This is a genomic window from Clostridium beijerinckii (assembly GCF_018223745.1).
Taxonomy (GTDB): Bacteria; Bacillota; Clostridia; order Clostridiales; family Clostridiaceae; genus Clostridium; species Clostridium beijerinckii.
In genome coordinates, this window is record NZ_CP073653.1 from 999437 (window position 1) to 1025012 (window position 25576).

Annotated in this window: 28 protein-coding genes and 1 other RNA gene; 24 read left to right on the top strand and 5 right to left on the bottom strand. The window is 28.9% G+C overall.

Features of this window, described 5'->3' with window-relative positions; genetic code table 11:
- The first annotated feature begins 60 nt into the window (after positions 1-60).
- From KEC93_RS04675 to rnpB, 7 genes are all read left to right on the top strand, one after another.
- Positions 61-1086 carry a deoxyguanosinetriphosphate triphosphohydrolase gene (locus tag KEC93_RS04675; RefSeq protein ID WP_017211787.1) on the top strand — a complete coding sequence of 342 codons (1026 nt, stop codon included), beginning with the start codon at positions 61-63 and terminating at the stop codon, positions 1084-1086.
- A 274-nt stretch (positions 1087-1360) separates the two neighbouring features.
- Positions 1361-3151: a DNA primase gene (gene dnaG, locus KEC93_RS04680; RefSeq protein WP_077868273.1), complete on the top strand. Its 1791-nt coding sequence runs from the start codon at positions 1361-1363 to the stop codon at positions 3149-3151.
- Between the two features lie 5 nt (positions 3152-3156).
- Positions 3157-4287 carry an RNA polymerase sigma factor RpoD gene (gene rpoD / locus KEC93_RS04685; protein WP_011968196.1) on the top strand — a complete coding sequence of 377 codons (1131 nt, stop codon included), beginning with the start codon at positions 3157-3159 and terminating at the stop codon, positions 4285-4287.
- A gap of 304 nt (positions 4288-4591) precedes the next feature.
- Positions 4592-5284 (top strand): tRNA (adenine(22)-N(1))-methyltransferase, encoded by a 693-nt coding sequence (locus KEC93_RS04690; RefSeq protein WP_023973999.1) that lies wholly within the window; start codon positions 4592-4594, stop codon positions 5282-5284.
- Positions 5285-5295: 11 nt separating this feature from the next.
- Complete coding sequence (locus KEC93_RS04695) at positions 5296-6087, top strand: Nif3-like dinuclear metal center hexameric protein (RefSeq protein WP_023973998.1); 792 nt, start codon at positions 5296-5298, stop codon at positions 6085-6087.
- A 156-nt stretch (positions 6088-6243) separates the two neighbouring features.
- The gene (locus KEC93_RS04700) at positions 6244-6549 is read left to right on the top strand and encodes a hypothetical protein (RefSeq protein ID WP_023973997.1); all 306 of its coding nucleotides are present in this window, start codon (positions 6244-6246) and stop codon (positions 6547-6549) included.
- A gap of 70 nt (positions 6550-6619) precedes the next feature.
- Positions 6620-6967, top strand: an RNA gene (gene rnpB, locus KEC93_RS04705) — RNase P RNA component class A.
- A gap of 58 nt (positions 6968-7025) precedes the next feature.
- Here the strand turns inward: rnpB and KEC93_RS04710 are convergent.
- The 3 genes from KEC93_RS04710 to KEC93_RS04720 all read right to left on the bottom strand — a co-directional run bounded on the left by KEC93_RS04710 (position 7026) and on the right by KEC93_RS04720 (position 8924).
- Positions 7026-8195, bottom strand: a complete 1170-nt coding sequence (locus tag KEC93_RS04710) for a tyrosine-type recombinase/integrase (protein ID WP_077868274.1) — start codon at positions 8193-8195, stop codon at positions 7026-7028.
- Positions 8179-8355, bottom strand: a complete 177-nt coding sequence (locus KEC93_RS04715) for a hypothetical protein (RefSeq protein ID WP_172462747.1) — start codon at positions 8353-8355, stop codon at positions 8179-8181. Before KEC93_RS04715 ends, KEC93_RS04710 begins: the two co-directional genes overlap by 17 nt.
- 194 nt (positions 8356-8549) lie before the next feature.
- Positions 8550-8924: a helix-turn-helix domain-containing protein gene (locus KEC93_RS04720; RefSeq protein WP_077868275.1), complete on the bottom strand. Its 375-nt coding sequence runs from the start codon at positions 8922-8924 to the stop codon at positions 8550-8552.
- A gap of 229 nt (positions 8925-9153) precedes the next feature.
- On the opposite strand from KEC93_RS04720, the gene KEC93_RS04725 reads away from it, so the two are divergent.
- From KEC93_RS04725 to KEC93_RS04750, 7 genes are all read left to right on the top strand, one after another.
- Positions 9154-9378: a helix-turn-helix transcriptional regulator gene (locus KEC93_RS04725; RefSeq protein WP_077868276.1), complete on the top strand. Its 225-nt coding sequence runs from the start codon at positions 9154-9156 to the stop codon at positions 9376-9378.
- Positions 9379-9682: 304 nt separating this feature from the next.
- Positions 9683-9904: a helix-turn-helix domain-containing protein gene (locus KEC93_RS04730; protein WP_077868278.1), complete on the top strand. Its 222-nt coding sequence runs from the start codon at positions 9683-9685 to the stop codon at positions 9902-9904.
- Between the two features lie 82 nt (positions 9905-9986).
- Positions 9987-10178, top strand: coding sequence for a hypothetical protein (locus KEC93_RS04735; protein WP_077868279.1), 192 nt, complete (start codon positions 9987-9989; stop codon positions 10176-10178).
- 139 nt (positions 10179-10317) lie between these two features.
- The gene (locus tag KEC93_RS26420) at positions 10318-11508 is read left to right on the top strand and encodes a putative phage replisome organizer (RefSeq protein WP_077868280.1); all 1191 of its coding nucleotides are present in this window, start codon (positions 10318-10320) and stop codon (positions 11506-11508) included.
- A gap of 34 nt (positions 11509-11542) precedes the next feature.
- Positions 11543-12184: an ATP-binding protein gene (locus tag KEC93_RS04740; RefSeq protein ID WP_373866462.1), complete on the top strand. Its 642-nt coding sequence runs from the start codon at positions 11543-11545 to the stop codon at positions 12182-12184.
- 74 nt (positions 12185-12258) lie between these two features.
- Complete coding sequence (locus tag KEC93_RS04745; RefSeq protein ID WP_077868281.1) at positions 12259-12501, top strand: AbrB/MazE/SpoVT family DNA-binding domain-containing protein; 243 nt, start codon at positions 12259-12261, stop codon at positions 12499-12501.
- A gap of 51 nt (positions 12502-12552) precedes the next feature.
- Positions 12553-13305 (top strand): phage antirepressor KilAC domain-containing protein, encoded by a 753-nt coding sequence (locus tag KEC93_RS04750; protein WP_172462745.1) that lies wholly within the window; start codon positions 12553-12555, stop codon positions 13303-13305.
- An 83-nt stretch (positions 13306-13388) separates the two neighbouring features.
- Here KEC93_RS04750 and KEC93_RS04755 read toward each other — a convergent pair whose 3' ends face one another.
- Positions 13389-13607, bottom strand: a complete 219-nt coding sequence (locus KEC93_RS04755; RefSeq protein ID WP_077868282.1) for a DUF2922 domain-containing protein — start codon at positions 13605-13607, stop codon at positions 13389-13391.
- A gap of 43 nt (positions 13608-13650) precedes the next feature.
- Positions 13651-13875 carry a DUF1659 domain-containing protein gene (locus KEC93_RS04760; protein WP_077868283.1) on the bottom strand — a complete coding sequence of 75 codons (225 nt, stop codon included), beginning with the start codon at positions 13873-13875 and terminating at the stop codon, positions 13651-13653.
- A gap of 135 nt (positions 13876-14010) precedes the next feature.
- Here KEC93_RS04760 and KEC93_RS26425 point away from each other — a divergent pair, with 135 nt between their 5' ends.
- The 10 genes from KEC93_RS26425 to KEC93_RS04805 all read left to right on the top strand — a co-directional run bounded on the left by KEC93_RS26425 (position 14011) and on the right by KEC93_RS04805 (position 25435).
- Positions 14011-14244 (top strand): hypothetical protein, encoded by a 234-nt coding sequence (locus KEC93_RS26425; protein ID WP_238892893.1) that lies wholly within the window; start codon positions 14011-14013, stop codon positions 14242-14244.
- The gene (locus KEC93_RS26430; protein WP_241394814.1) at positions 14232-14573 is read left to right on the top strand and encodes a hypothetical protein; all 342 of its coding nucleotides are present in this window, start codon (positions 14232-14234) and stop codon (positions 14571-14573) included. Before KEC93_RS26425 ends, KEC93_RS26430 begins: the two co-directional genes overlap by 13 nt.
- A 363-nt stretch (positions 14574-14936) precedes the next feature.
- Positions 14937-15680 carry a Yip1 family protein gene (locus KEC93_RS04770; protein WP_139357393.1) on the top strand — a complete coding sequence of 248 codons (744 nt, stop codon included), beginning with the start codon at positions 14937-14939 and terminating at the stop codon, positions 15678-15680.
- A 98-nt stretch (positions 15681-15778) separates the two neighbouring features.
- On the top strand, positions 15779-16924 hold the full coding sequence (locus KEC93_RS04775) for a helix-turn-helix transcriptional regulator (RefSeq protein WP_077868285.1): 1146 nt from the start codon (positions 15779-15781) through the stop codon (positions 16922-16924).
- Between the two features lie 182 nt (positions 16925-17106).
- Positions 17107-17727: a metal-dependent hydrolase gene (locus KEC93_RS04780; protein WP_172462744.1), complete on the top strand. Its 621-nt coding sequence runs from the start codon at positions 17107-17109 to the stop codon at positions 17725-17727.
- Between the two features lie 99 nt (positions 17728-17826).
- Positions 17827-20235 (top strand): DUF262 domain-containing protein, encoded by a 2409-nt coding sequence (locus tag KEC93_RS04785; RefSeq protein WP_077868287.1) that lies wholly within the window; start codon positions 17827-17829, stop codon positions 20233-20235.
- 39 nt (positions 20236-20274) lie between these two features.
- Positions 20275-21489 (top strand): zinc ribbon domain-containing protein, encoded by a 1215-nt coding sequence (locus tag KEC93_RS04790; protein ID WP_077868288.1) that lies wholly within the window; start codon positions 20275-20277, stop codon positions 21487-21489.
- Positions 21490-21569: 80 nt separating this feature from the next.
- Positions 21570-23630 carry a WG repeat-containing protein gene (locus KEC93_RS04795; protein ID WP_077868289.1) on the top strand — a complete coding sequence of 687 codons (2061 nt, stop codon included), beginning with the start codon at positions 21570-21572 and terminating at the stop codon, positions 23628-23630.
- A 373-nt stretch (positions 23631-24003) separates the two neighbouring features.
- Positions 24004-24603: a hypothetical protein gene (locus KEC93_RS04800; protein ID WP_077868290.1), complete on the top strand. Its 600-nt coding sequence runs from the start codon at positions 24004-24006 to the stop codon at positions 24601-24603.
- A gap of 190 nt (positions 24604-24793) precedes the next feature.
- Complete coding sequence (locus KEC93_RS04805; RefSeq protein WP_077868291.1) at positions 24794-25435, top strand: hypothetical protein; 642 nt, start codon at positions 24794-24796, stop codon at positions 25433-25435.
- The last annotated feature ends 141 nt before the right edge of the window (positions 25436-25576 follow it).

The window sequence follows — 25576 nt, forward strand, 5'->3', positions numbered from 1 at the left end:
AGTTAATAAATAGAGGAATATAATGATATAGATAGAATACATAAAAAGAGGTGATAATATATGAATGTAAGAGAAAAAATTCAAAATTTTGAAAGCTTGACATTAATTAAAGAAGCTGCTTTTTCAAAAAATTCTATTGGCAGAAAAATTAGAGAAGAAGATGATGATATTAGAACTTGTTATATGCTTGATAGAGATAGAATTATTCAAAGCAAATCATTCAGGCGCCTCAAGCATAAAACACAAGTATATATAAAAACATTTGGAGATCATTATAGAACTAGATTAACTCATACATTAGAGGTATCTCAAGTTGCAAGAAATATTGGAGCTGGAATCGGATTAAATGAAAATTTAATTGAAGCTATAGCGTTAGGGCATGATCTTGGGCATGTTGCTTTTGCACACAATGGAGAAGAAGTGCTAAATGAGTACTTGGAAGATGGATTCCGTCATAATGAACAAAGCGTTAGAGTTGTTACTAAACTTGAAAATAACGGGCAGGGACTTAATCTAACGGAAGAAGTAATTAATGGAATATTAAATCATAGTGGGCTTGGAAGCGTTAAAGATATAATTACATTAGAAGGAATAGTGGTGAAATTTAGCGATAAAATGGCGTACTTGAATCATGACATTGATGATTCTATAAGAGCAGGTTTATTAAGCAAAGAAGAGATTCCAAGAGAAATTGTTAAAGTATTTGGAGATACTTCAAACGAAAGATTAAATGTCTTAATTAAAGATTTTATAAAAAAATCAAATGATAATCTTAATAATGGGGTAAAGGAAATTGGGTTAAGTCCAGAAATAAGTGAAGCAATGACTGAACTTAGACAATTTATGTTTAAAAATATATATTTAGGGGATACATTAAAGGTTGAAAGAAATAAGGCGAAATTTGTTTTAAATCAATTAATTAAACATTTTGAGGAAAATCCTTATGAGATGCCAGATATTTATGTGAGCATAGCTAAAAACGAAGGCTTGAAACGAGGAGTTGCTGATTATGTGGCGGGAATGAGTGATGATTATTGCTTATCACTATTTAATAAAATATTTATCCCTAAGTTTGTAATAGATTAATTATATATGAGATTCATGTCTTAGAAAGTTTAAAACTATAATGAATTTAATAATATTCTCAATGAATAAAGATTTGCAATAAAAAAAGAGGATTTTAAATTAATAAAAAGAATTACTTTAATATATAGTATTATTCAATAAATATTATTTTATAACTGGTGAAACTTTAAATTAAAAAAAAATTAATAGTTTTCTAATTATTTTAGAAGGAAAACTCGTTATTATGTCGAATAATATATAATTGCCAAAAAAAGCAGAGGAAGGAGATGTCTCCTTGCAAATATCAGAAGAAGTTCTTGAAAGGATAAAAGAACAAAATGACATTGTTGATATTATTTCAGAGGATGTAAGGCTAAAAAAATCAGGTAGAAATTTTATGGGATTATGTCCATTCCATAATGATAAATCTCCATCATTTAGTGTTTCAAGTGAAAAACAGATATACAAATGTTTTTCATGTGGAGAAGCAGGAAATGTGCTTACGTTTGTTATGAAATATAAAAAACTCACTTTTGTAGAAGCTGCAAAGTATCTAGCAGATAAAGCTAATATTCCGCTACAGATAAATGATAATGAAAATAGCGCAGTTTCTAGAAAGAAAGAAGTTTTATATAAAGTAAATGTTGAAACAGCTAGATATTATTTTGCTAATTTACAAAGAATTAAAATGGCAAAAGAGTATTTTTTGAAGAGAGGGATAAAAGAAGAAACCATAAAGAGATTTGGGTTAGGCTACTCTCAAGATAGTTGGCATGGATTAACAAACTACTTAAGAACAAAAGGATATAAAGATAATCTATTACTTGAAGCTGGATTGATTTCAAAAAGTGAGAAATCAGGGAATGTTTATGATAAATTTAGAAATAGAGTAATGTTTCCCGTGTTTGATGTAAGAGGAAAAGTTATTGGATTTGGAGGTAGGGTTTTAGATGATTCAAAACCAAAATATTTAAATTCACCAGAGACCATGATTTTTCAAAAAGGGATAAATCTTTATGGATTAAATTTTGCAATTAAGAATAAGCTAAAAGAGGATTACATCATTATAGTTGAAGGATATATGGATTTAATATCACTTCACCAATCTGGTATAACAAATGTTGTAGCATCACTTGGAACTGCACTTACAGTAAACCAAGCAAGGCTTCTTAAAAGGTATGTTAATAAGGTAATAATTTCTTATGATGCTGATTTGGCTGGACAGACTGCTACCTTAAGAGGTCTAGAAATTTTAAGAGGTGCTGGATTTGATGTAAAAGTATTGATAGTACCAGATGGAAAAGATCCAGATGAGTTTGTGAGGAATCATGGAAAGGAGTCATTTCTGAAGTTGGCAAATGAAGCGCTTCCTTTAATTGAATATAGAATTAAGAAAGCAGCTGAAGGCATAAATCTAAATAGTGGAAATGATCTAGTAGAATATGGAGAAAAATTTGCAGAAATTCTAGCAGATCTAAATCCTATAGAAAAAGATGTATATATAAGGAAAATTTCAGAAGAAACAGCAATTAAAGAACAGGCATTATATGACTTACTTTCACAAGTAATAACAAAAAAACAAAAAGAAGACAATTTTGTGAATAAAAAGGAATATTTTGGAACAAAATTATATGTAGAACCCGCATACTTAAAGGCTGAAAGAGCATTATTAAAATTGATGTTCAAAGATGAATTTTATGATGAGATTAAAAGCTCCATAAAATCAGGAGATTTTGTAATAGAATCACATAATAAAATTTATTCATTAATATTAAAAGGCAAAAGTGAGGATACTAATGATATAGGTAATATAGAATCCTATGTAGAAAGTAGATGTGACGATATAGAAAGTTCTAAAGAGTTGACCAAAATAAGGGAACATGAGATTTTAGAGTTTACTGATAGAGAGCGATTAATAAAAGATTATTTAAAAGAGGTAAGAAGCTTTAAACTTAAGCTGCAAATTGAGGATTTAAAGAAAAAGCAAAATAGATTCGAAAAAGAGGGGAAAATTGAAGAATCTATAAAGATTGCAATAGAGCTTACTAAATTATCTGAAGCACTTAAAAAGGGAGAGAGAGGTTGAAGGTTATGACGGAAGGAGGCAATAATAAGATGGAACAAAAAGCGAATGGAAAAGTAACAAAGCCAAAAGACGATAAAAAAGATAAAAATGCTAAAATGGCGGCTGTGAAGGAATTAATTGACAAGGGTAAAAAGAATGGTTCACTAACATATAAAGAAATCATGGAAGCTATGGATCATATTGATTTGAGCCCAGAGCAAATAGAAAAAATATATGAAGTTTTGGAAATGACAGGTGTTGAAATAATAGGTGAAATTGCGGATACAGAAACTGAAGAAGAAATTGATTTATCGGTCCCAGAAGGTATAGCTATAGATGATCCAGTTCGAATGTATTTGAAAGAAATTGGAAAAGTGCCTTTATTGTCTTCTGAACAGGAAATAACTTATGCGAAAGAAATTGAAGAAGGAAACCAAAAGGCTAAGAAAAAATTAGCTGAAGCGAATTTAAGATTAGTTGTAAGTATAGCTAAAAGATATGTTGGAAGAGGTATGTTATTCTTGGATTTAATTCAAGAAGGAAATTTAGGTCTTATTAAAGCTGTTGAAAAATTTGATTACAGAAAAGGATATAAATTTTCGACTTATGCTACATGGTGGATTAGGCAAGCAATAACAAGAGCAATTGCAGATCAAGCTAGAACAATAAGAATACCTGTTCATATGGTAGAAACTATAAATAAGCTTATTAGAGTACAAAGACAATTGCTCCAAGAATTAGGTAGAGATCCATTCCCAGAAGAAATCTCGAAGGTTATGGAACTTCCAGTGGATAAGGTTCGCGAAATTCAAAAAATCGCACAAGAACCAGTTTCGTTAGAAACTCCAATAGGTGAAGAGGAAGACTCTCATTTAGGAGACTTTATTCCAGATGATGAAGCACCAGCACCAGCTGAAGCAGCAGCATTTACAATGCTTAAGGAACAATTAATCAATGTCTTAGATACATTAACTCCTAGAGAAGAAAAAGTATTAAGATTAAGATTTGGACTTGATGACGGAAGAGCCAGAACACTTGAAGAAGTAGGAAAAGAGTTCAATGTTACTAGAGAAAGAATTAGACAAATTGAAGCAAAAGCTTTAAGAAAATTAAGACATCCGTCAAGAAGCAAGAAATTAAAAGATTATCTAGATTAGTATCTAAAAGCACCTAAAATTAGGTGCTTCTTTTTAAATAAGGAATTACCAAACTTTAAAACTAGATTTGTGTAGTGACTTACCGAAATCATAAATATTTTGATTCAGAAAAGCTAAGAACTTTTAAGAGTTTATTTTCAAATATTTTCTTCATATTATGACCCTTGAGGTTACAAATATATTTATGATTTCTAGTGAAGATATGAACTTAAGGTTTTAGCAACTTTGTAAATACATTCATCTAATAAGTCGAATCCTTAAATTGGATATCTAAAATTTATAAGTAAGACAAAAAGAGGTAAATATGGAATTAAGTAAAAGACTAAAATGGATTATAGAAAAAATTAATAAAGTGGAAGTAATAATGGATGTTGGAACAGACCATGGATATATACCAATATATTTAGTTAAACATGATATAGCTAAAAAAGTTATTGCATCAGATATTAATAAGGATCCACTGAAAAAAGCTAAAATTAATGCAGCACTTGATGGAGTGTTAGACAAGGTAGATTTAAGATTAGGAAGTGGTTTAGCTGTATTAAAAAATAAAGAAGCTCAATCTGTAATAATTGCAGGAATGGGTGGTAATTTAATTAGAGATATATTAGAAAATGATTTGGATAAGGTGAAAAAATTAGAATATTTAGTGCTTCAACCAGCACAAAATCCAGAAGTATTAAGAGAATATTTATATACTAGCGATTATGAAATATTAGAAGAGGATATTTGTTTGGATGAAGACAAGTATTATGAGATATTTAAAGTTAAGTATAAAAAGGGTGATTATATAAAATTAGATAATATATTTTATGAAATAAGTCCATTTATATTAAATAAAAAATTACCATTATTTAAATCATATATAGAAAGCAAAATTGAAAAAAATGAAAAAGTAATGGATTTTATTAAAGATAATACTGAACATGCAATTTCAAGAAGAAATGAGTTAATAGAAAAAAATGAGAAGTTAAAGAAACTACTAAAAAGTTTTTAGGCGGTGAGATTATGGTCCAAGTAAAAGATATAGGAAGAGAAATAGAAAGAGTTGCGCCAAAGTTTTTAATGGAGTCTTATGATAATGTTGGTCTAACGGTTGGAGATGAAGAGAAGACTATAAACAAGGTTTTATTATCTTTAGATTGCACAAATGAAGTAATTGAGGAGGCAGTAGATTTAAGATGTGAGTTAATAATAACTCATCACCCACTGCTATTCAAAAGACCTAAGAGTATAGTTAAAGGAGATTTATTGGGGAACAAGTTGATAAATCTAATCAAAGAGGATATAGCATTATACTCTTGCCATACCAATTTAGATAGTGCTAAAGGTGGAATTAACGAAACTATAGTTAGAATGCTAGGATTTGAGTCACAAGAAATTATTGAACCTAATGAATCTAATAATTATAAAGATGGCGGAATTGGAAGACTGGTTAAATTAGACGAAGAAATAATGTTGAATGATCTTATAGAAATTATTAAAAAAAATTTAAATATAAAAAATATGAGGATTGTTAGGGGAAAAAATAAAGCAAGGACAATAGCTATAATTAATGGCAGTGGGCAAGATTTCTTTTATAAAGCAAAAGATCTTGGTGCAGACTGTATAATAACAGGGGATACAACATATCATTTTGCATCGGATTTCAAAGAATTAGGTATAAGCATAATAGATGCAGGTCATTTCTCAACAGAATACCTTGTGTTCTTAAAAACATTGGATTTTTTAAGGGGAAAATTTAAAGATGTAGAGTTCATCGCTTCAAAAAAAAGTGAAGATCCTTATGAGTTTGTTTGATAAATTAATATTTAGTAAAACTTTATATTAAGGCTATAACTGCACTAAATTATTTAAATGTTAAGTTCTAATGCATATAATTAATTGAAAAAGAGTTTACTAAAAAAATGAATAGGTGCATATACTAATAGTGTAATAATAATTGTGCGGTGAATTATGGGGAAAGATCATGATTTTAATAATAAAAATAGTGAAGATTTAAAAGATGACTTGAAAAATTTCTTTAAACATAGTAAGAAAACAGTACGAAATTTTTTTAGGGGAGGAAGCAGAAGAAGTAAATATGGTGGATGGAATGGTAGATTTCCACCATTTTTTCCTAGCAAGAATCCTCTTTTATTTTTACTTTATCCTAAATTAATTGTTGGTGGACTTATATTATTAACGCTTCTATTCTGTGGCGTAAGTTTATATGGAATAATAGTAATACTATTATTAACAATAATATTTTTTTTAATATAACTATAATTTAGAAATGTTGTGTAAAAAATATATTTGCATCTTAAAAAGATATATGTTAATATAGATTTTGCGAGTGAGACGTGCAATCGCTGCTAGACTTGATCTAGGAGAGGAAAGTCCGAGCTCCATAGGGCAGGGTGCTGGATAACGTCCAGTCAAGGCGACTTGAAGGAAAGTGCAACAGAGATATACCGCCTAAGTTTACTTAGGTAAGGGTGGAAAGGTGATGGTAAGAGCTCACCAGCGTGATGGAGACTTCACGGCTATGTAAACCCCACTTGGAGCAAGACCGAATAGAGAGGCAATTAAAGGGGCTGCCCGTCCCGCCTCTGGGTGCGTCGCTTGAGCTTACTGGCAACAGTAGGCCTAGATAGATGATTGCTTAATACAGAACTCGGCTTATGGCTTATCTCGCATTAGTAAAATAGGCAGTTGAGAGAATGGAAGGATAACTTCTTCCGACATTCTTCCGACGGCTATTTTTTTATGTTTATTTTAGATGGAAATAGTAAATTTGAGAGCTTTTCAGTAGCTGATTTCTGCATTTCATTAGTAACATGAGAATATATATTTAAAGTCGTACTAATATCTGAATGTCCTAATCTGGTTTGAATAATTTTAAAATCAATGCCTTCTTGTAAAAGTAAAGTGGCATTTGAATGACGCAAATCATGAAAACGAACTTTTTTATTAAGTCCTGATTTTTCTACTAGTCTTCTAAATTTTAATGTGTAGTAATTAGGATGTATATATTGGCCAGATTTCCAAGTAAAAATAAAATCATACTCTCTATTATTAAATTTATTTTTTATATAATTTTCACCGTACTCTAGTTTGTTGAGGTTTTGAATTTTTTTATGAGATTTTAGTAAGTCTAGAAGTTCATTTGAAATAGATATACTTCGCTCACTCTCAATGGTTTTAGGGGTTCCTATTTCAACTGATGTATTAGTATATATAAGATTATTAGTTATATTTACAATATTGCTTGCAAAATCAATGTTACTCCATTCTAGCCCAGCTACTTCACCACGCCTAAGCCCGAGTTCCATAGTTACTATTAGGCAAAGCTTGAAAGCATAATCTGCATATTCATTTGGATCTAAGCTTGATAATAGCAAATTAAATTCATCAATGCTTAAAGTATTTGAGATGAATTTATTTCTTTTAGGTTTTTCAATAAATTTACATATATTATCATTAATAATCTGTAGTCTTACAGCTCTGTTCAATGAATTATTTATTACACCATAAATTCCCTCTAAAGTAGTATTGCTTAAGCCTTTCTTTTTTTCAGCACTTAAAAGCTTTTCTATTAGTATAGGTTTAAGATCTTTAAGAAGATATTGCCAAATATAAGGTTTTATCTTATGTTCATAAATAGATTTATATCTTTCATAAGTATTAATTTTTCTATTTTCCTTAATGTAGTCTTCAAGCCAATCAGTAACATAAGCATCATATGTAAGTTTTTTTGGCTCTACAAATCCATTGGCGTATTTGTACATTGCTTCATTTAATGCCTCTAATGCTTCCTTTTTTGTTTTACCTCCACATCGTTCGATTCTTTTTCGTTTCCCATCAATAGAAGGTAATTCAAATGAATAGTACCATCTACTACCTTTCTTTCTAACGCTTCCTTCCATGTTTTAACACCTCCACGTTAGCTATTGTTTCAAAACTTGCATTATTTATACTATAGAGTTCTTCATCTTTTTCTTGTATTAAATTTTCTTTTTCATCTATATCCCTTTTATAAACAATATCATTATCAAGTTTTATTTTTAAAATATACTCCCATGGCATTAAAATTTCCCCTCTCAATGGCGAACGTATGTTCCATGGTAAATTATAGCACCTATGAAAATTCATTTCAATATCTTTAAACAAATTTTTTAAAATTCAAAAGAAAATTATACTATTTAACAAATTAAGGTCAAAAACAGTACAAAACACAAACAAAAAACTATAGATAAAAATCTATAGTCTATTTCAATTCATTATTTACTTTTAGAGTTTTCAATTAATTTTTTTACATCTAATCCTACAGCATCTAATTGTCTAATAATATTTTCAACATCTTCAGCAGTTAACTCATGAGAATATCCTTTATCAATTTCTATTTCTATAGTTTGATTATGTAGCTTTCCAGAGTAGATCTTTGCACATCGATCATCAGTCCTACCTAAAAGATAATCTATACTACAATCAAAATAATCAGCAATTTTAATTAAGACATCATCTTTGGGAAATCTATTTCCCTTTTCCCAATTAGTTATTGTTGCGGGTTCAACGTTCATTATTTTAGCAAAGTCTTTGCTTAATAATTCCTTTTCTTCACGAAGCTCTTTTAGCCTATCAGGGAATTTACTCATAATATCACCACCATATATATTATAAACGATTTGCTAATTAATAAACACTTAATTAACAAAATGAAAATAAAATTTATAAAAGTTGCAATAAATATATTGAAATTATCATAACGTTAATTTATAATAAAATTAAATTAGCAATATGTTAATTTGGAATATATAATTAGCATAATGATAATTGGAGAGGGTTTCCTGTTATCATTTAGGCAATTTAAAAGGAGAAGTGAAAATGTATAGTAAATTAAAAGGTCTTATGGTAGAAAAAGATATTACTCAGCAAGAATTAGCCAAAATATTAGAGATATCAGTTAGCACACTAAATTTTAAAATAAATGGTAGATCTGATTTTAGTGTAAAAGAGGCTAAATTGGTTTCAAGTTTCTTTGGAAAAACAGTAGAAGAAATATTTATTATTGATGAAGTCAAAAAAATGAAATCTGGTAGATATGCTTAACAGAACTGAAAAATGTGAAAATTTAGGCTTAGGTGTGATTTATAAATCAAGTGAAGCGCGATGGGCAGCGCCAAATGAAGTAATCCGATGGCTGACATCCATAATGCGGCCTCTTATTAAAGTAGGAGCTGATGGAATCACGCTTCTGGATATAATGTCCCCTGAGGGTAAATTATGCTCCTTGAGAGTATACTATCTCCATTGTGAGGATAAGCTTAGATAAATTCAGATGGAGACAAAATTCAACATGAAAAGTTTCACTTTATAAAGGATTGGTTATGGGAATGAGAATAGGGGGATGGGAATGGAGCCAGTTTTATATACTGTATCTGAAGCTGCAGAATTATTAAAAGTTAATAGGAATTCTGTATATGATCTATTAAAGAAAAATGTAATAAGAGGATTAAAGCTTGGAAGTTTAAAAATAACTAGGATTGAATTAATGAAGTTTTTAGAAGAAAACAATGGAAAGGATTTATCTAACTTAGAAGACATTAAAGATTTAACTTTTGATAGGGAGGAATAGTCATTTAAGTATCTATCCAAGATAATAGAATGAATTCATTTCCGTGCATATAACTAACAATTTTAGAAAGAAGGGATTTAGATTGATTAGAAAATTTGAAGGATTAACAGCCAATGATTTAATAGAAATATTAAAGAATTATCCAAGGGATACAAAAGTATGTACTCAAATGCTTGGAGAGAATTTCCCGGTTAAACAAGTTGAAGAGTGTATTTATTATGACTTTGAAAAGGGTAAAAGAGGAGAGGAACATGCGGGAGTTCTAGTAAAATAAGACACCATTAAATCAGGGAGAAAAGTGAATTTAAAAATCTTCAAATGTTATATCTATGTATGTAATTCAATTGGAATAAGTCCATCTTGGGATGGACTTGAAAGGTTTAGAAAATTTTATTTATGGGAGTGTGGAAATGATGGCAGATATTAAATGGATTAAACTAGCTACTGGTATGCCGGATGATGAAAAAATGAGATTAATAGATGCATTGCCAGAGAGAGATACGGTTCACTATTTATGGATAAGATTACTTATACAAGCTGCCAAGACTAATTCTGATGGTGAGATATTTTTATCAGAGGATATACCATATACTGATAAAATGCTGTCTGTATTATTTTCTAGACCGTTAGCATCTATAAAGCTTGCACTGAAAACATTATCTCGTCTTGGGATGATAGAGATATCTCTTGATAAGATAATTAGAATTGTAAACTGGGACAAGCATCAGAACATTGAAGGAATGGAAAGAGTTCGTGAACAAAATAGAAAAAGGGCTGAGAATCATAGAGAAAAAAAGAAACTAGAACAGAAAGCTACTAAAAGCAATAATGAAGAAGTTTATGAGAATGAAGTCACAGAAGAAGATAAAGATTTAAATGAAAATCAGGCATTAGAAAATAATGAAGAAGCGTCTACTAATTCTATTGGTGATAATAACACTAATAATTTCACTGATAATGCTGGCAGTAATAACACTGTAGAAACAGCTGATAGCAATTTTGAGGTTACTAAAAATACATGTAACGTTATGCAAAATGAAAGTAACGTTACTGTAACGGAACAGAATAAGAAAGAGATAGAGAACAAGAAAAAGAATAAGAAAGAGAAGAGAGAGATACAGACTAAGAGAAAAAATAGTATTTGTGAAATAAATAATAAAAGCTCAACTTGTGAGGAAGAAGAAAGTCAGTCAAATCCTTTTGAGAATTACAATACTAAAACTGAAACAGTAGTAGAAGAGGAGATAAATACTAAAGCTTTAGAGCTTATGAGATATCATGAAAAAATAACAGGAAAAGTTGGTGGATGCGATTATGTTTCACTTAGATCAGCTATTAATATTCATGGAGATAAGCGGGTTAAGATGGCAATGGATATAGGTTTTGAAAAAAATTGCCCAGAAATAAAGTATGCAATTGGTATATTAAAAAATTGGAGAAGAGACGGGTATCCCAAAGATGATATGGAGGGTAAGATAAATGGGGTTAGAAGCACTGGAAAGAATAACTCAGCAGATAAAAATGAATTCGCAGGATTCAAGCCAAAGGAACCTCGAAAACTTACAGAAGAGCAGAGAAAGAGAGCGGAAGCAAACCTCATATAATTGCGAGAAATGCTTAGATACGGGGTGGATTCTTATTTCACAAGAAAATAGGCAGCCATTAGCCTTAGCATGTGAATGTAGGAAAATAGAAAAGATTAAAAGTGAATGGAAGTATTCGGGAATTAATGTTGAGCAAAGCAAACTTACTTTTACTAATTTTGAAATTTGGAATAAGGCTTCACAAAGAGCAAAGGAAACTGCTATAGCTTATTATCAGGAATTCCATGAAATTAAAGATAGTAGAAAGAATAGCATTTTATTTTGTGGGCAAGTTGGCAGCGGTAAAAGCCACTGCAGTATTGCGCTTGCATTAAATTTCTTGAAGCAAAGAATTAAAGTGGTGTACATGCCTTATCGTGATGTAATCACAAAGATAAAACAAAATATGATTGATCAAGAATACTATAGCAGAGTTATTTCAAAGTATCAATTATGTGAGGTATTGCTTATTGATGACCTATTCAAAGGAAAAATTAACGACAGTGATATTAACATAATTTTTGAGATTATCAACTATAGATATTTGAATTTTTTGCCTATCATAGTGAGCAGTGAATTTTCCATTGATAGACTTCTTGCCTTTGATGAAGGGGTAGGGTCACGTATATATGAGATGTCAAAAGATTATGTCGTAGAAATTGAGAAAGATGTCAAGAATAACTACAGGCTTAAATAAGGTAATGCTTTTAAGTAAAGGAATTATGCATTTTAATAAATCAAAAATAAGAGTATGAGAGGGAGTAATTTTAAATGAAAGAATCAGGAATAGTAAGAAAAGTTGATCCACTTGGAAGGATTGTAATACCAAAAGAAATAAGAAGGGTTTTAGGAATTAATGACGGAGATTCTTTGGAAATAATTAAGGTTAATAATGATGTAGTTGTTAGGAAATATAGTAAAGGATGCATTTTTTGCGGAAGTAGTGATGATATCTTAGAATTTAGAGATGTAGTAGTTTGTAATAAATGTAAAAAAGATTTGGGACAAGAATAAAAGAGAATGCATTATCAAGAAGTATATAAAATCTAAGAGGAGATTAGCAAAATGAGAGGTTTGAGAATTTTCAAAGATGAAAGATTTGGGGAAATAAGATGGGTGAAGATTAATAATAAAGATTATGCTGTTGGAATTGATATAGCAAAAGCATTGGGATATAAGAAGCCTAACGATGCAATTTCAAGACATTGCAGGGGGTCCGTGAAACACGGAGTAGGGGTAGTTACTGGAAAGAGAAAAGATGGAACAGATATTATCCAGAATGTAGAAATGAATGTCATTCCTGAAGGTGATATTTTTCGCCTAGCTGCAAAATCTGAATTACCAGGTGCAGAGAAATTTGAAGCATGGATTTTTGATGAGGTATTACCAAGTATACGAAAAACAGGAATGTATGCTACAGATGAATTATTGGATAATCCAGATTTACTGATTGCAGCAGCCACAAAATTAAAAGAAGAAAGAAAAGCTAGGATAGAAGCTGAAAAGAAATTAAAATCACTAGAACCAAAAGCACAATTCTATGATGATGTTGCAGGATCCAAGGATAGCATAGAAATGGGACATGTTGCAAAAGTTCTTGGAATTAGAGGAATGGGACGAAATAGTCTATTTTCATTGTTAAGAGATAAAAAAGTATTAGATAAAAACAATATACCTTATCAGCAATTTGTAGATAGTGGGTATTTTAGAGTACTAGAGCAAAAGTACACAGTATCTAACGGTCAAACTAAAATCAATATAAAAACAATGGTATTTCAAAAAGGCATAGATTTTATATTGAGAAAGATTAGAGAATAATAAATTAAATATTTCTAATTAGATATAGAAACAAAAATGGAGATTTGTCCCTACTCGGACAAACCTCCATTTTCAATTAAAAGCTAAGCTACTTCATATTTAGTAACTTGTCTTTGAGTTAATTGAGCACCAGATTTTTTAACTAAAGCACCAGAGTTAGTCATGAAAATATTCTTAGCGATAATTGTATCCATAAGAGTATTTACTTCAGCTTTAGTGAGAGCAGCTTTAACGCCTGAAACACTTAAAGTGCTTTTTTCACCAGCATCAGTTAAAAAAATCATTGATAAAGTATATTCCATTTAATTTACCTCCAATCTTTAAAATTTACCTAAGTAATCTACCTTAAGCATTAATTAAGCTAGAAGATTCAGTTATAAATGAATCTCTAGTGCTAGCATCAAGAACTAGCTTGATAGCTTCAGCAACTTCATAAACATTTTGAGCATCAGCGTTGATCCTAACATTTGAAAAAGATTTCTTGGAATAAATTGGGTCTCCAGCTTTATCAGTACCTTTTTGAACTTCAATGCTAAGTGTAGCTGAGTTCATAACTTTAGTTACAGCCATGTTTTTCCCTCCTTTAATTTGTTTTCATAAAGGATATATGTACAAATATTCGCTATTACATAAATAGATGAAAATTATTTGTTTCTATAATTAACAAAAGAACTGAAATAGACTAAATGTATTGAAAGGCTCAATATGAAAAATGAATGTATTATTGAAGGACAAATTAGCATATTTGATTTGCCTGCTATAGAGGTTGTAAAATCAAAGGAAATAATTATTAAAGCGGAAAATAAAGAAATAGGTAAGTTTGATAATATCATCAAATTATATTCAAGCAACTGCAGTAGAATAGTAAAAACTCTTAGTGGAGCATTGCTAGTTGGATTGGATGATAAAACTATGTATTTTAATGCATGTGGCATATAAATGAGTTTGATTTACCTAAAGATTTTGGAATTATGCCTGAAGAAGAAATACTTGTTGTGAATATTGATAAGGAAATGAATGAAATACAAAAGCAAAAGTTAGAAGCTCTTAAGCGTAGGCAATATATCAAAAGAAAAGGTGATGCTAATTTAATAATACTAGGAGAAAAAATTATAATGATAAATCCTAAAGGATGGGTATTGGAATATGACCAAAAGCCAAGATATCATTCAAACGAAATCTTTAATACAGAATTTAATTCTGAAATCCGAGATATAGGTGATAGTAAAAGAGAAGTAGCACTTAAGATGATTGATGTAGGTTTTTAAGTTAATTATTAAATGGAAATCAAACACCAGGGTGTGAAAGCAATAGGAAAAGTGGTTAGGATATGCATTAATGGAGAAACTTTAAATGTAAAATGGGATGGAAAATAAACAGCTTTTTATTATAAGAATGTAAGAAAGGTAAAATATTGATAATATATATAAATAAAGGTATAATATTTTAAACAGAAATTTACAAAATAATCCTTGAAAATTTCTGCTTTTTATTTGAACTTAGCTTTGATTATGATATGAAAATATAATTGTAGACAATTATTTAAAGGTAGTTATTGTCACAATTTTTTAAAAAGTTAGTTTGTACAGAAAATAGGAAGAAATATGTTTGTTTATAAGGAAGGTAATATAATGACAAAGGATTTGGAGAAGTTAGGAAAGTACGAGTTGGAGGAAAGGGTTCAAATATTAAAAGCATCTTTGATTGATGGAATATCAGGAGCACAGATGCATGAAGGAATGGGGTATAAACTTTCAAGAATCGCGAATGGTTATAATTTTTATGGAAGGTATACTGGTACATATTCACAAGATGCAACTGAAGAAGATATCAGAGCTTTTGTATATGCATACCCTGATGGGATTGAAGATGAGTATCCGACATTTGATGATTTTCTTAAAAATAGAGTTAGTAGAACTAAGTATGAAGAAAACTATGGTGGTATGAGAAAGGGAAACATAACTGGGAGTAATAATCTAGAATCAAATTTCAGTACTGATTTCAATGGTAATATACAAGATAACTCTAAGAAGTACATTATTGGTTCTGTGATAGCTATTGTGGTAATTTTTGCAATTTATAAAGTAATTTCATGGATTGGTGATGTGATTTTTGGAATTGGACTAGCTTCAGCAGATGGGATATATATTGGAATAGTTGTTGCATTTTTAATAGCATCTATCGTAATGTGGATATACAAGAAATCACATGGAATGGGGGTGTTTAAAAGAATTATTATGGTAATAGGATTATATTTCGCTGCATGTTCATTTGCGGGTATTTATGAACTTTTAGCATTACATAGTTTTGAGTGGACAGTGATTATATATGGGTTGATTGCGTATTTTGCAATTAGAAAAACAATTTTTGAATAACAAGTAGTAATTGGTGTTTTCAAATATGTATATGATAAAAGAAAATAACATAATATATAATTTTTGAGACTGGGAAATTATTAGTGTGGGGGAAAATAATGAGTAAAGACAATATTGATTCAAATTTTAAAGGAAACAGATTTAATCTACTTTTGATAGTGATTGCCTTAAAAGATCATAGTACTAGTGAACGACCTATTTCTGCTGGAGAAATAGCTAATTACATATATAATGACTGCAAAAAAATAATTGATAGGGGATCAGTGGATAGAATATTAGACGAAGTTTGTGCAGAATGTTTAATAGATGATGAAAGCAATGAGGTAAGATATGGGGCTGCTAAGTATTTAGGATTTAGTGTACATAGGTGCTATAAGAAGTATGAAAGGTATAAAGAAGTTTTATCATATGAAGATTTTCCTAATGGCGTAAATAAGTATTATTATATTGAAAATATTTTAAATCCAAGTGAAATAAAAATGTTAGCTGATGCTATTGAAATATATAGCTATATTACAGTCAAGGAAACCGAAAAGATTATAAATAAATTAAACAAATTGCAAGCTAAAAAATATAGTATAAATTATTTGGATTATAGAGGGACAGCAGTCAAAAGAGAGAGTCTTAATGCTAAAAATGCTATAAACATATTTGAAGCCATATCAAAATTTAGAAGTATAATCGAAAAAAAGGAAAAAGCTGAGATTATATATGGAACATATAATGAAAAGAAAGAATTAGTTCAAAGAAAAGGATATCCTCAGGTTATTTCACCATATCATCTTATGTGGTCAAATGGATATTATTATTTAATTGCAAAGAGTAGTAAACACGAGGAATTAGTCAACTATAGAGTTGATAGATTCATTGATGTTAAAGAAATTCCAGGAAGTAAAATAGAATTATTAAAGGATGATGAACATAAGTTTACTAATACAAATGGGAGTTTTTCTTCAACAAAATATCGTGAACAACACGCTGTTATGTACTCGGGAAAAATAGAACATATTATTTTAGAATGTAAAAACTATATGGTTAATACATTAATAGATAGTTTTGGGGGTGATATTAAAATTCAAGAAATTGATGGAGAATGGATAAGAGTAAGTTTTAAATCTTCAGTAGATGGAGTAGTGTTATGGGCTACTCAATATTGTACTGATTGTAGAGCTATTGAACCACCAATATTAGTATCTAAGGTTAAAGAGAGATTGAAAAAAGGACTAGAAAATTATATTGATTGAGCATAGGAACTAAAAATAATTGAATATGAAATCATAAAAATAAATAAAAAACTATAATGATGAATTTTTGCATAGTTTGTACATATATAATTTGATTGTGATTAAGTAAAAAGGAGTATATACATGAAATATAATATTAATTTGTTATATGTAGAATGTTGGAAGTTATAGGAGGAGAAAAAATGACAGGAAAGACGCATGTATCTGTAGCAATGGCATCTACATTATTACTTACTCAACCACAATCGATAAAAGAATTAGTATTGTGTTTGGGAGTTACTTCTGTAGGAGCTGTTATTAGTGATATTGATGTAAGTACATCAGAATCACATGAAGCTATAGATAAAATACTTGGTATTATTTTAATAGCTGCAATTGCATTAGGATTTGCAGAATATAAGTGGCATGTAGGAATTATTGAATCATTTAAAAATAATAGTAATATTATAAGGCTTGTAGCAGGAATAGCAGTAGTTTTAGGTATTTGTATTTTTGGAAAAAATCAACCACATCGTTCATTTATGCATTCAGCTTTAGCAGTAGCACTGCTTAGTGTAGCTACTTATACTATATTACCTGATGCAGTTCCATATATGATTATTTCAATGTCTTCACATATTTTAATAGATACCTTTAATAAAAAGAAGGTACATATTTTTTACCCATTGCCAGGAGGGGTAGGTCTTAATTTATGTCACGCAGAAGGCTTTGTAAATAATACGATTTTTAAAGTAGCAAGCCTTTTAACAATAGTAAATTTAATATATTTTACTGGAAAAATAGGAATTAGATTTTTAGGATAAAAATTATATGATGCATTTTTGCGGAGTAGTTATAAGTATAATTTAATCATAGTTTAAGTTACAAAATATAATACACAAAAAGACGGGAGATTATTCAATATGAAGGCACAAAGCCAAACAATAAAGGAAATATTAGAGCAATACTTAACTATTTCTATTCCACTATATCAAAGACCATATTGTTGGACTAGCAGTGAGGTAGAAGTCTTACTAGAGGATATTCAAAATATTGTTAACAAGAAAAAACTAAATGATGAAACTATTCAACATTTTATAGGTTCCTTTGTAATTGAACAGTCATCAGCAAATAATAAGAATTATTTAATTGATGGTCAGCAAAGAACTACTACAATATTTTTGATTTTGCTCGCAATAAGCAAGCTAGATAGTGAAAACAATACAAATATAAAACAAATATTGAATAGGTATAAATTAGAACTTTCAGAAGAAGATAGTGGATGCTATAGAAAATGCTTAAACAGGGATAAATTAACAGGAAAAGAAAATAATCTAATAATGCAATATTTCTTTATTGAAAAATATTTAGACGATCAAGATATTAGCTTATGGATTGATGCGGTGTTAAATCAGTTATATGCAGTAAATATTTTAGTGGAAAATGGAGAGAATGTCTTTGAAATATTTGAGAGCTTAAATTCTAAAGGAAAAGCTCTTGAACCATTTGATTTAATTAGAAATTTTCTTGTAATGCAGTTTAAGGATGGTGAAGAGAATTTTTATAAGGATTATATAAAACCATTAGAGACTCTGACAAAAGATGTTGCAAAAGTAAAAAGAGTTAATGGTAAAGAAAGAAGAGAAATTTCTAAGGAAAGTTATGTGAACGAATTTATACGTTGTTATTTAATGTTAGATGGTAAATATATTTCTAAAAAAGAAATTTATTCTGAGTTTAAAGAAAACTATGATAATTTTACTGATTTTAATTCAGATAAAAGTAAAGTTCATCAGTTTTTACAAAACCTAAATGATTATAAAGTATTTTTTGATAATATAATTAACCCATCAAAAATAGAACAATCAGGTTTAAGAGAACAGTTTGAAAGACTTGAAATGCTGGAGACTGAAACCTATTATCCTTTCGTATTATACTGTTATGATCAATTTGACCAAAGAGGATTTGATGACCTACTTTCTATTTTTATTCAAATTCTAAAACAGCTAGAGACTTTTATTGTTAGAACAATTATAGGAAATAGTTCAGCTAAAAAATCTTTGGATAAGCTATTCCCTATAATAGGACCTAAATTATTTAGCGCAAAAGATTGCGATTACTTAACAGAACTTCCCAATATATTAGTTGGAAACGTAACTAAGGAAAAAAGTGTTTATATTGAAGCTGATGAAAAATTTGCTGAGAAGATTCAGTACTTTGAATTTTATAAACCATCATCAAAATTTTGTTGTTTAGCATTAAACTTACTTGAAAATGATTTTGGGAATAGTGAGAAAGTATCAGCAGATTATCAACAGATTGAGCATATTATGCCACAAACATTCAATGAAGCTTGGAAAAATTATATGGGTAATGAGTGGGAAGCTATCCATAATAAATATTTAAATACAATAGGTAACTTAACATATTTAGCACAAAAAGAAAACATTGAAAATTCTAATGAGTTATTTAATGTAAAAAAGGTGAATTTGAGAAAAAGTAAATTCTCTCTCAACCAGTGGTTTAAAAATATAGATGAATGGAAAGAAGAACAAATTATAGTAAGAGGAGAAGACTTATCTTTGAGACTTGCTAAACAATGGCATGCTTTTGAAGGTGTGAAAGAAGAAAATTTACAGAAATCAAATCAAAATCGTGTAACAGATAAAAAAATTGAATATTTCATATTAAATAATGAAAAAGTCAAGTTATCTGATACTAAAGGTTCAGCTATGATGGAAGTATTTTATAATTATCTATTTAATATAAACCCCAATTATATTCAAATTTTATTAGATAAACAACAAGATATAGTTAATTTAGGTGAAATTAAAACAAGTAAGTTTAGATCTAGAAGAGAAATAATAATTAAAGATTATCCTAAAAAGATATTTGTAGGGGTGTCATCTTCCTTAGATCAAAAGTTAAGAGATATAGGAAAATCACTTGAATTATTAGATATTCCGAGTGAGAAATTTTGGTTAATGACAGATGCTAATGAAAAACTTACGGTTAATGCACCAAGTAAAAGGGCAAAGAAAGAAGAGTTACTAGAAATATCTTATAAAGGAATAAAAATAGAAGCAAAAGATTGGGCCGATGCTTTTACTCAAATTATAACTATGATTCTTAAGGATAATTTTGATAAGCTAGATAGCATGCCAGAATTATTTACAAGGAAAACTGATCATGGATATAGAGCATTGAGAAAATGTAATATAAATGGACAAGATGTTTATATTACAACTCATTCAAGTACAGATGAAAAGAGAAGACTTCTTAAAAAGCTTTGTAGGAAATTTGATATAGATGAAAACTTGGTGAAATTTTAAGATAAACTTTAAAAATATAAGAAAAAGAGGTATATAAGAATGCAGTGTAATAAATGTGGCATAGTACTAAACGAAAATGCTAAGTTTTGTTCTGAATGTGGTGAAAAAGTAATAAGAGAGCTAAAATGCAAGCAGTGTGGAAATAAATTAAAAGATAATAGTAAGTTTTGTGATCAATGTGGAACTAAGGTAGAGGCTAATATTTCAACCGAAACATTAAAAAAATTAGTAAGTGTTGATTTTTTTAATCTTGCAGGTCAAAGCATAGGAAGATGTAATCATAATCAGTCTAGATGGGTTAGACAGCATGAGAATTATATCTATATATGCAAAGGTAGAGGTGTTTATAAAATAGATACGAGTGGAAGTAATGGTAAAATTTTTTATGAATCAAAAAATTTCATAGATAATATTAATATAAATAAAAATGGTATTGTAGTAAATGCGTTTGGAGGGACTTGTATTGAGATTTTAAATTTCACTGGAGAACTAGTTAATAAAATTAATATAGAAGATGGAAGATTAGATTGCACTTATGTGTATGATAATCAAATATTTTTCTCTATTAATGATCTAAATGGATCTATAAAACTATGTATAAGTGAATTTGGAAAATCTAACTATAAGCTTATTAACTCATTTGAATCTAATGATGGCTTATCATATTTCATAGCAAATAAAAAATATGTTATTTTTAAAAGCGAAAGTCTGAGCGGTTGGAACATTATGAATATAGATGGCTCAAGCTTACAGAAAATATATATTAATGGAGAAAGCAATAATGAGAGCGATATAGATATTCTGTATTTTGATGTGGATAATGGTTATATGTTTACCAGTGCATTCTACTCAGAAAAGGAGAAAGATATTAGAGGTTACTATATAGTAAAGCGTAAAATTACGAATAATATTATAGAAGGGGTATTTGAGGATGTAATATGGAATCAGGATCCTAATATGGTAACAAAGCATGGAGATAGATTTTATGGTGCTCCTTTTATTAATAATGAATATTCTGTTGGATTCAATTATGGACATACAAAAGATTATTCAGATAGAGAAGACCATTACTATAATCTTTATGCAGTATATAATGGCAATGGATATAAATATTTAAATTGTGGTTCACGAAGTGGAATTGAGACATTAATATGTGAAGGTGAATATGCATATTGGAATGATTATGATAGTATTTATCAGGTTAAAATAGATGGAACTCAAGTAAGATGCTTAGATAGTGAGTTACAGCAATAAATATTTTGCATTAAAAAGCAGTTTAATATTATATAAATTTAAGTAATTAATTCACAATTTAAAGAGAGAAGAGGATACAAATGCAATGTAAAAAATGCGGAACAGAACTAAGAGAAAATGCTAAGTTTTGTTTTGAATGCGGTGAAAAGGTAATAAAAGAGTTAAAGTGTAAGAATTGCGGAAATATATTAGTTCCGAATAGTAAATTTTGTGATGAATGTGGAACTAAGGTAGACTATAGTATAGATAATAGTGCAGAAGAAAAAAGTGAAACAACAATAAATAGTAATGCTTTAGAAAGAAATGCAGAAAAGGATTCTAAAATCGAAAATAATAAAAAAGTATTTAATGAATTTGGATTAAGAAAAGTAAGTTTAAAGTCTACTGGAAAAATGGGGTATATTAATGAAAAAAATGAAGAAGTTATTCAGTGTATCTATGATAAAGTATTCGATTTTTACAAGAATTTTGTAAAAGTACAGAAAAATGATATGTTTACGTATTTGGTTTATGACATTAATACAAATAAAGCAAATCCTATTTCAAACGATGATGTATTTGGTGAATATAAAAATTATACAGTATGGTTTTCAAAAGCAACAGATTTTAAAGATGGTTTTGCATTCTTATCTAGATGCGATGATTTTTATGTATTAACAGATGAAGGTGCAATAATTAGTTGCGATAGAGTGGGGGCTATTGAAAAAGCTGAAGGATTGCTACCTATTTTAAATAATGATGAGTATCCTATATATATAAATAGAAAAGGAGAGAAAGTTTCAAAATATGAACGATATGACTATGTAGGAAAATTCAATGATGGATTAGCAGTAGCAAGAGTTAAAGATTGTGATGCTAATGATACTGGGGATTGGGTATATGTAAATGAGAAGTTAGGGGAAGTTATAACAAAAGTTAATAATGAAAAGATTTGGACTTTTGCTGGTGAATTTAAAGATGGAAGAGCCATGGTATCAACAGTTAATAATGAAATTTTAATTATTAATATAAATGGAGAAACTATAAGTAAGTTAGAGAATACCGAAATTTATTATAAAGATTATGGATGGCTAAATTCTAATTTAGATGGTTGCTATAATTATATAGTAGTCAAAAGTAAAAGATGTAATGAACATGCAATAGTAAATCGCCAGGGTGATATTATAGTTCCATTTATTAAATCAGAAATAACAAATGAATATGGTTATAACCATAAACAACATTGTACATTTACAACTTCAAATGGAGATATTGTATATGATTTATGTACTGGAAGAAAACTTTTTAGTGCTGAACATGCTTATGCGGTAAGAGATGAGTTTAATAAGAAGTATTATACTGTAAGTTATGATAAAAAATATGGACTTTATAGTTATAAAGAAGATAAGTTAACTATTCCATGTATATATAATTCTTTGATTGAAATAGATGAAGATATTCGTAAATTCTACGAATATGACTTATACTTCAGAAGAGGAGAATTTTATATAGCAGAAGATCAAAAAGGAAAATATGGAGCTATTAATCATAATAATGAAATCATAATCCCTTTTGATTATGATGAAATAAAAGGAATAGAGTCTTTAAGGTATAAGTATTTTATAGTAAATATAGATAGTAAAGTAGGAGTTATAGATAATAAGCGTAATATTACAATTCCTATAAAATATGATAAATTAGAAGAATTAGATCTTTGGAGCTGTGGATACATTTGGGATAACTATTTAAATAGCTTCAAAAATTCTGATCCAATAGTTTTATTTAAAGCTACATTAAATGGCAAGAAAGGTGTAATAGATCAATATGATAGAGTTTATATTCCGATAAAATATGAATCAATCAAAGAATTTGGGATTATAAAAGATAGAATTGGTTTAGTAGTTAAAGATAATGGAAAGTATGGTATCGTAGATATGTTTGGAGAATATATTTTAGAAAATATATATGATGATATAGGTGAGAAACGTTATTATGCCTTTAAGATAGTAAAAAATGACAAAGCAGGTTATATGAATATAAAAGGAGAAATTATTATGCCATTTATATATCATAAAGAGAGTAGAGATCCTTATTTAGACTATATCTATGTAGTAAATAGAAATGATGATGGAAGTACAGGCAAGGAAGAATCTTTATATTAAATTTATGGACAATATGATGACAAATTTAATGCTGAAGATGAAAAGAAAATGGAAGAAAAAGTTAAAGCTTGGCTTAGTGAAATGGGAAAGAAATATAGCAGTGATATTAATTAAGGATAAAGCAAAGATTCCAAATTTGGCAGATAAATAATATAAGACATTAAACTCATTATACATAATGGAGGTAACCTTCGATTATGTATGATGAGTTTTTCTTATTTTAGATTAGAAAATATTGAATAAATAATCTTTTGTGAATAAAAAATTGAAAAATTTTAATTTTGCGGCAAAATTGCCGAACTATATCAATTAAAATGATATTAAATTAAGGGAAGATATTTATAAGGATTAAATAATAAAGGGGTAATTCAAAATGGTAAAAAAATGTTTAACACCAGTTATCGCATATGGAATTGTTACTTCGAGTATAGTAGCATCTAATCCAATTATAGCAAATGCAGAGAACAGAATAAGTATTGACCAAGCTAAAAAATTAATTGTTACACAAGGAGATGTTTTTGATTTTGTTGTAGATTTAAATGAGCTAAAATTCATTAACGAGATTTCAGTAAAAACAGATAAGTATGGTTGTTATGTTTATAAATTAACAGATAATCGTGAAAATTTATATATTTTTCAATATGAAGGTATGAGTTACTATATTGGAGTGAATTCGGGAAAAATATATGCTAGCGAGGGTGGAGCTAAAAGACAGTCTTTTGCTTGCGTTGAAAATAATAATATAATCCATCATTGGTATATACATGATGAATTAAAGTCATGGATTGAATGTAATGGATGGAATAATGAATGGAATGGTGAGGGTTGGTATTATTATTCTAATGCAATACAACAAAAAGGATGGCAATTAATTGATGGAAATTGGTATTATTTCGATAAGTATGGGAAAATGCTCTCAAATACAGTTATAGATGGGTACAAACTAGGCGCAAATGGAGCATGGATTGGATAAGTGTTTTTAGCAAGTTCAATAATAATTATGTTAATAAGTAGGAGAAATTTGAGCATTCATTAAGGACAACATAACACTTTTATGGCAATAAATTTATACCAAATTTATAGTTATGGCTTAAGAATATAGAAGTCATATACTTGTTTACATAAAATGTTACTATAAAAAAGAATTGAGGGGTAATGTAAAAATGGTAAAAAAGTTAATTTCAAGTTTGTTAATCGCAATAACTGTAATGGCAGTGATTCCTAAAGGAGCTTCAGCTGAATGGGAAAGGTATGGCACAAGATATAAATATAAAGAAGGGGATTCGTATGTTACAGGATGGAAATACATTGATAACGATTGGTATTATTTTAATTCCGATGGTGTAATAAGAAGTGGTTGGGTAAATGACAATGGAAATTGGTACTTTTGTTATGCTCACGGTCAAATGGCCCATGATACCACTATTGATGGCTATTATTTAAATTCAGATGGAGCTTGGACAAATGGTGAAATAACAGCAGATCAAGCAAGAAAGTTAATATTAAATGTTGATAGTACTTATATAGCTTCAAACCCAAATTATCAATTATCGACTAATTACAGAGAATATAGCGAAGAAGATAATCTTTATTTTGGAACTTGGAATTTTCCCAAAGAACCAATGTACGAATTCTTTTTTGATAATGGAAATGATGGATTAGGAGGGTATTTAGTTGGTAAAGAGAGTAAATGTGTATATGCTTTATATAACCAAGGAAATAGTAATACGTATCAAATAGAGGGAAATAAAATTAAAAAGACTTTTAAATGGATGGGCGTAGGTAGTAGTTATGATTGGCGCTAAATATATCATTTAGATAAAATATATTTGTTTATATTTATGGACTAATAATATATTACAAAGCTAAGTTATAGTGTTTTTAAATTATCAAGAAATTAAGATATATTCATAAAACTGTATAAAGTAAAAAAGTTTTTTGGAATG

What these genes read in the sequence shown, in the direction of transcription:
- KEC93_RS04675 (WP_017211787.1), top strand. Translation starts at nt 61, where the DNA reads ATGAATGTAAGAGAAAAAATTCAAAATTTTGAAAGCTTGACATTAATT.
- rpoD (WP_011968196.1), top strand. Translation starts at nt 3,157, where the DNA reads ATGACGGAAGGAGGCAATAATAAGATGGAACAAAAAGCGAATGGAAAA.
- KEC93_RS04690 (WP_023973999.1), top strand. Translation starts at nt 4,592, where the DNA reads ATGGAATTAAGTAAAAGACTAAAATGGATTATAGAAAAAATTAATAAA.
- KEC93_RS04695 (WP_023973998.1), top strand. Translation starts at nt 5,296, where the DNA reads ATGGTCCAAGTAAAAGATATAGGAAGAGAAATAGAAAGAGTTGCGCCA.
- KEC93_RS04700 (WP_023973997.1), top strand. Translation starts at nt 6,244, where the DNA reads ATGGGGAAAGATCATGATTTTAATAATAAAAATAGTGAAGATTTAAAA.
- KEC93_RS04710 (WP_077868274.1), bottom strand. Translation starts at nt 8,195, where the DNA reads ATGGAAGGAAGCGTTAGAAAGAAAGGTAGTAGATGGTACTATTCATTT.
- KEC93_RS04715 (WP_172462747.1), bottom strand. Translation starts at nt 8,355, where the DNA reads ATGCCATGGGAGTATATTTTAAAAATAAAACTTGATAATGATATTGTT.
- KEC93_RS04720 (WP_077868275.1), bottom strand. Translation starts at nt 8,924, where the DNA reads ATGAGTAAATTCCCTGATAGGCTAAAAGAGCTTCGTGAAGAAAAGGAA.
- KEC93_RS04725 (WP_077868276.1), top strand. Translation starts at nt 9,154, where the DNA reads ATGTATAGTAAATTAAAAGGTCTTATGGTAGAAAAAGATATTACTCAG.
- KEC93_RS04730 (WP_077868278.1), top strand. Translation starts at nt 9,683, where the DNA reads ATGGAGCCAGTTTTATATACTGTATCTGAAGCTGCAGAATTATTAAAA.
- KEC93_RS26420 (WP_077868280.1), top strand. Translation starts at nt 10,318, where the DNA reads ATGGCAGATATTAAATGGATTAAACTAGCTACTGGTATGCCGGATGAT.
- KEC93_RS04745 (WP_077868281.1), top strand. Translation starts at nt 12,259, where the DNA reads ATGAAAGAATCAGGAATAGTAAGAAAAGTTGATCCACTTGGAAGGATT.
- KEC93_RS04750 (WP_172462745.1), top strand. Translation starts at nt 12,553, where the DNA reads ATGAGAGGTTTGAGAATTTTCAAAGATGAAAGATTTGGGGAAATAAGA.
- KEC93_RS04755 (WP_077868282.1), bottom strand. Translation starts at nt 13,607, where the DNA reads ATGGAATATACTTTATCAATGATTTTTTTAACTGATGCTGGTGAAAAA.
- KEC93_RS04760 (WP_077868283.1), bottom strand. Translation starts at nt 13,875, where the DNA reads ATGGCTGTAACTAAAGTTATGAACTCAGCTACACTTAGCATTGAAGTT.
- KEC93_RS26425 (WP_238892893.1), top strand. Translation starts at nt 14,011, where the DNA reads ATGAAAAATGAATGTATTATTGAAGGACAAATTAGCATATTTGATTTG.
- KEC93_RS26430 (WP_241394814.1), top strand. Translation starts at nt 14,232, where the DNA reads ATGTGGCATATAAATGAGTTTGATTTACCTAAAGATTTTGGAATTATG.
- KEC93_RS04770 (WP_139357393.1), top strand. Translation starts at nt 14,937, where the DNA reads ATGACAAAGGATTTGGAGAAGTTAGGAAAGTACGAGTTGGAGGAAAGG.
- KEC93_RS04775 (WP_077868285.1), top strand. Translation starts at nt 15,779, where the DNA reads ATGAGTAAAGACAATATTGATTCAAATTTTAAAGGAAACAGATTTAAT.
- KEC93_RS04780 (WP_172462744.1), top strand. Translation starts at nt 17,107, where the DNA reads ATGACAGGAAAGACGCATGTATCTGTAGCAATGGCATCTACATTATTA.
- KEC93_RS04785 (WP_077868287.1), top strand. Translation starts at nt 17,827, where the DNA reads ATGAAGGCACAAAGCCAAACAATAAAGGAAATATTAGAGCAATACTTA.
- KEC93_RS04790 (WP_077868288.1), top strand. Translation starts at nt 20,275, where the DNA reads ATGCAGTGTAATAAATGTGGCATAGTACTAAACGAAAATGCTAAGTTT.
- KEC93_RS04795 (WP_077868289.1), top strand. Translation starts at nt 21,570, where the DNA reads ATGCAATGTAAAAAATGCGGAACAGAACTAAGAGAAAATGCTAAGTTT.
- KEC93_RS04800 (WP_077868290.1), top strand. Translation starts at nt 24,004, where the DNA reads ATGGTAAAAAAATGTTTAACACCAGTTATCGCATATGGAATTGTTACT.
- KEC93_RS04805 (WP_077868291.1), top strand. Translation starts at nt 24,794, where the DNA reads ATGGTAAAAAAGTTAATTTCAAGTTTGTTAATCGCAATAACTGTAATG.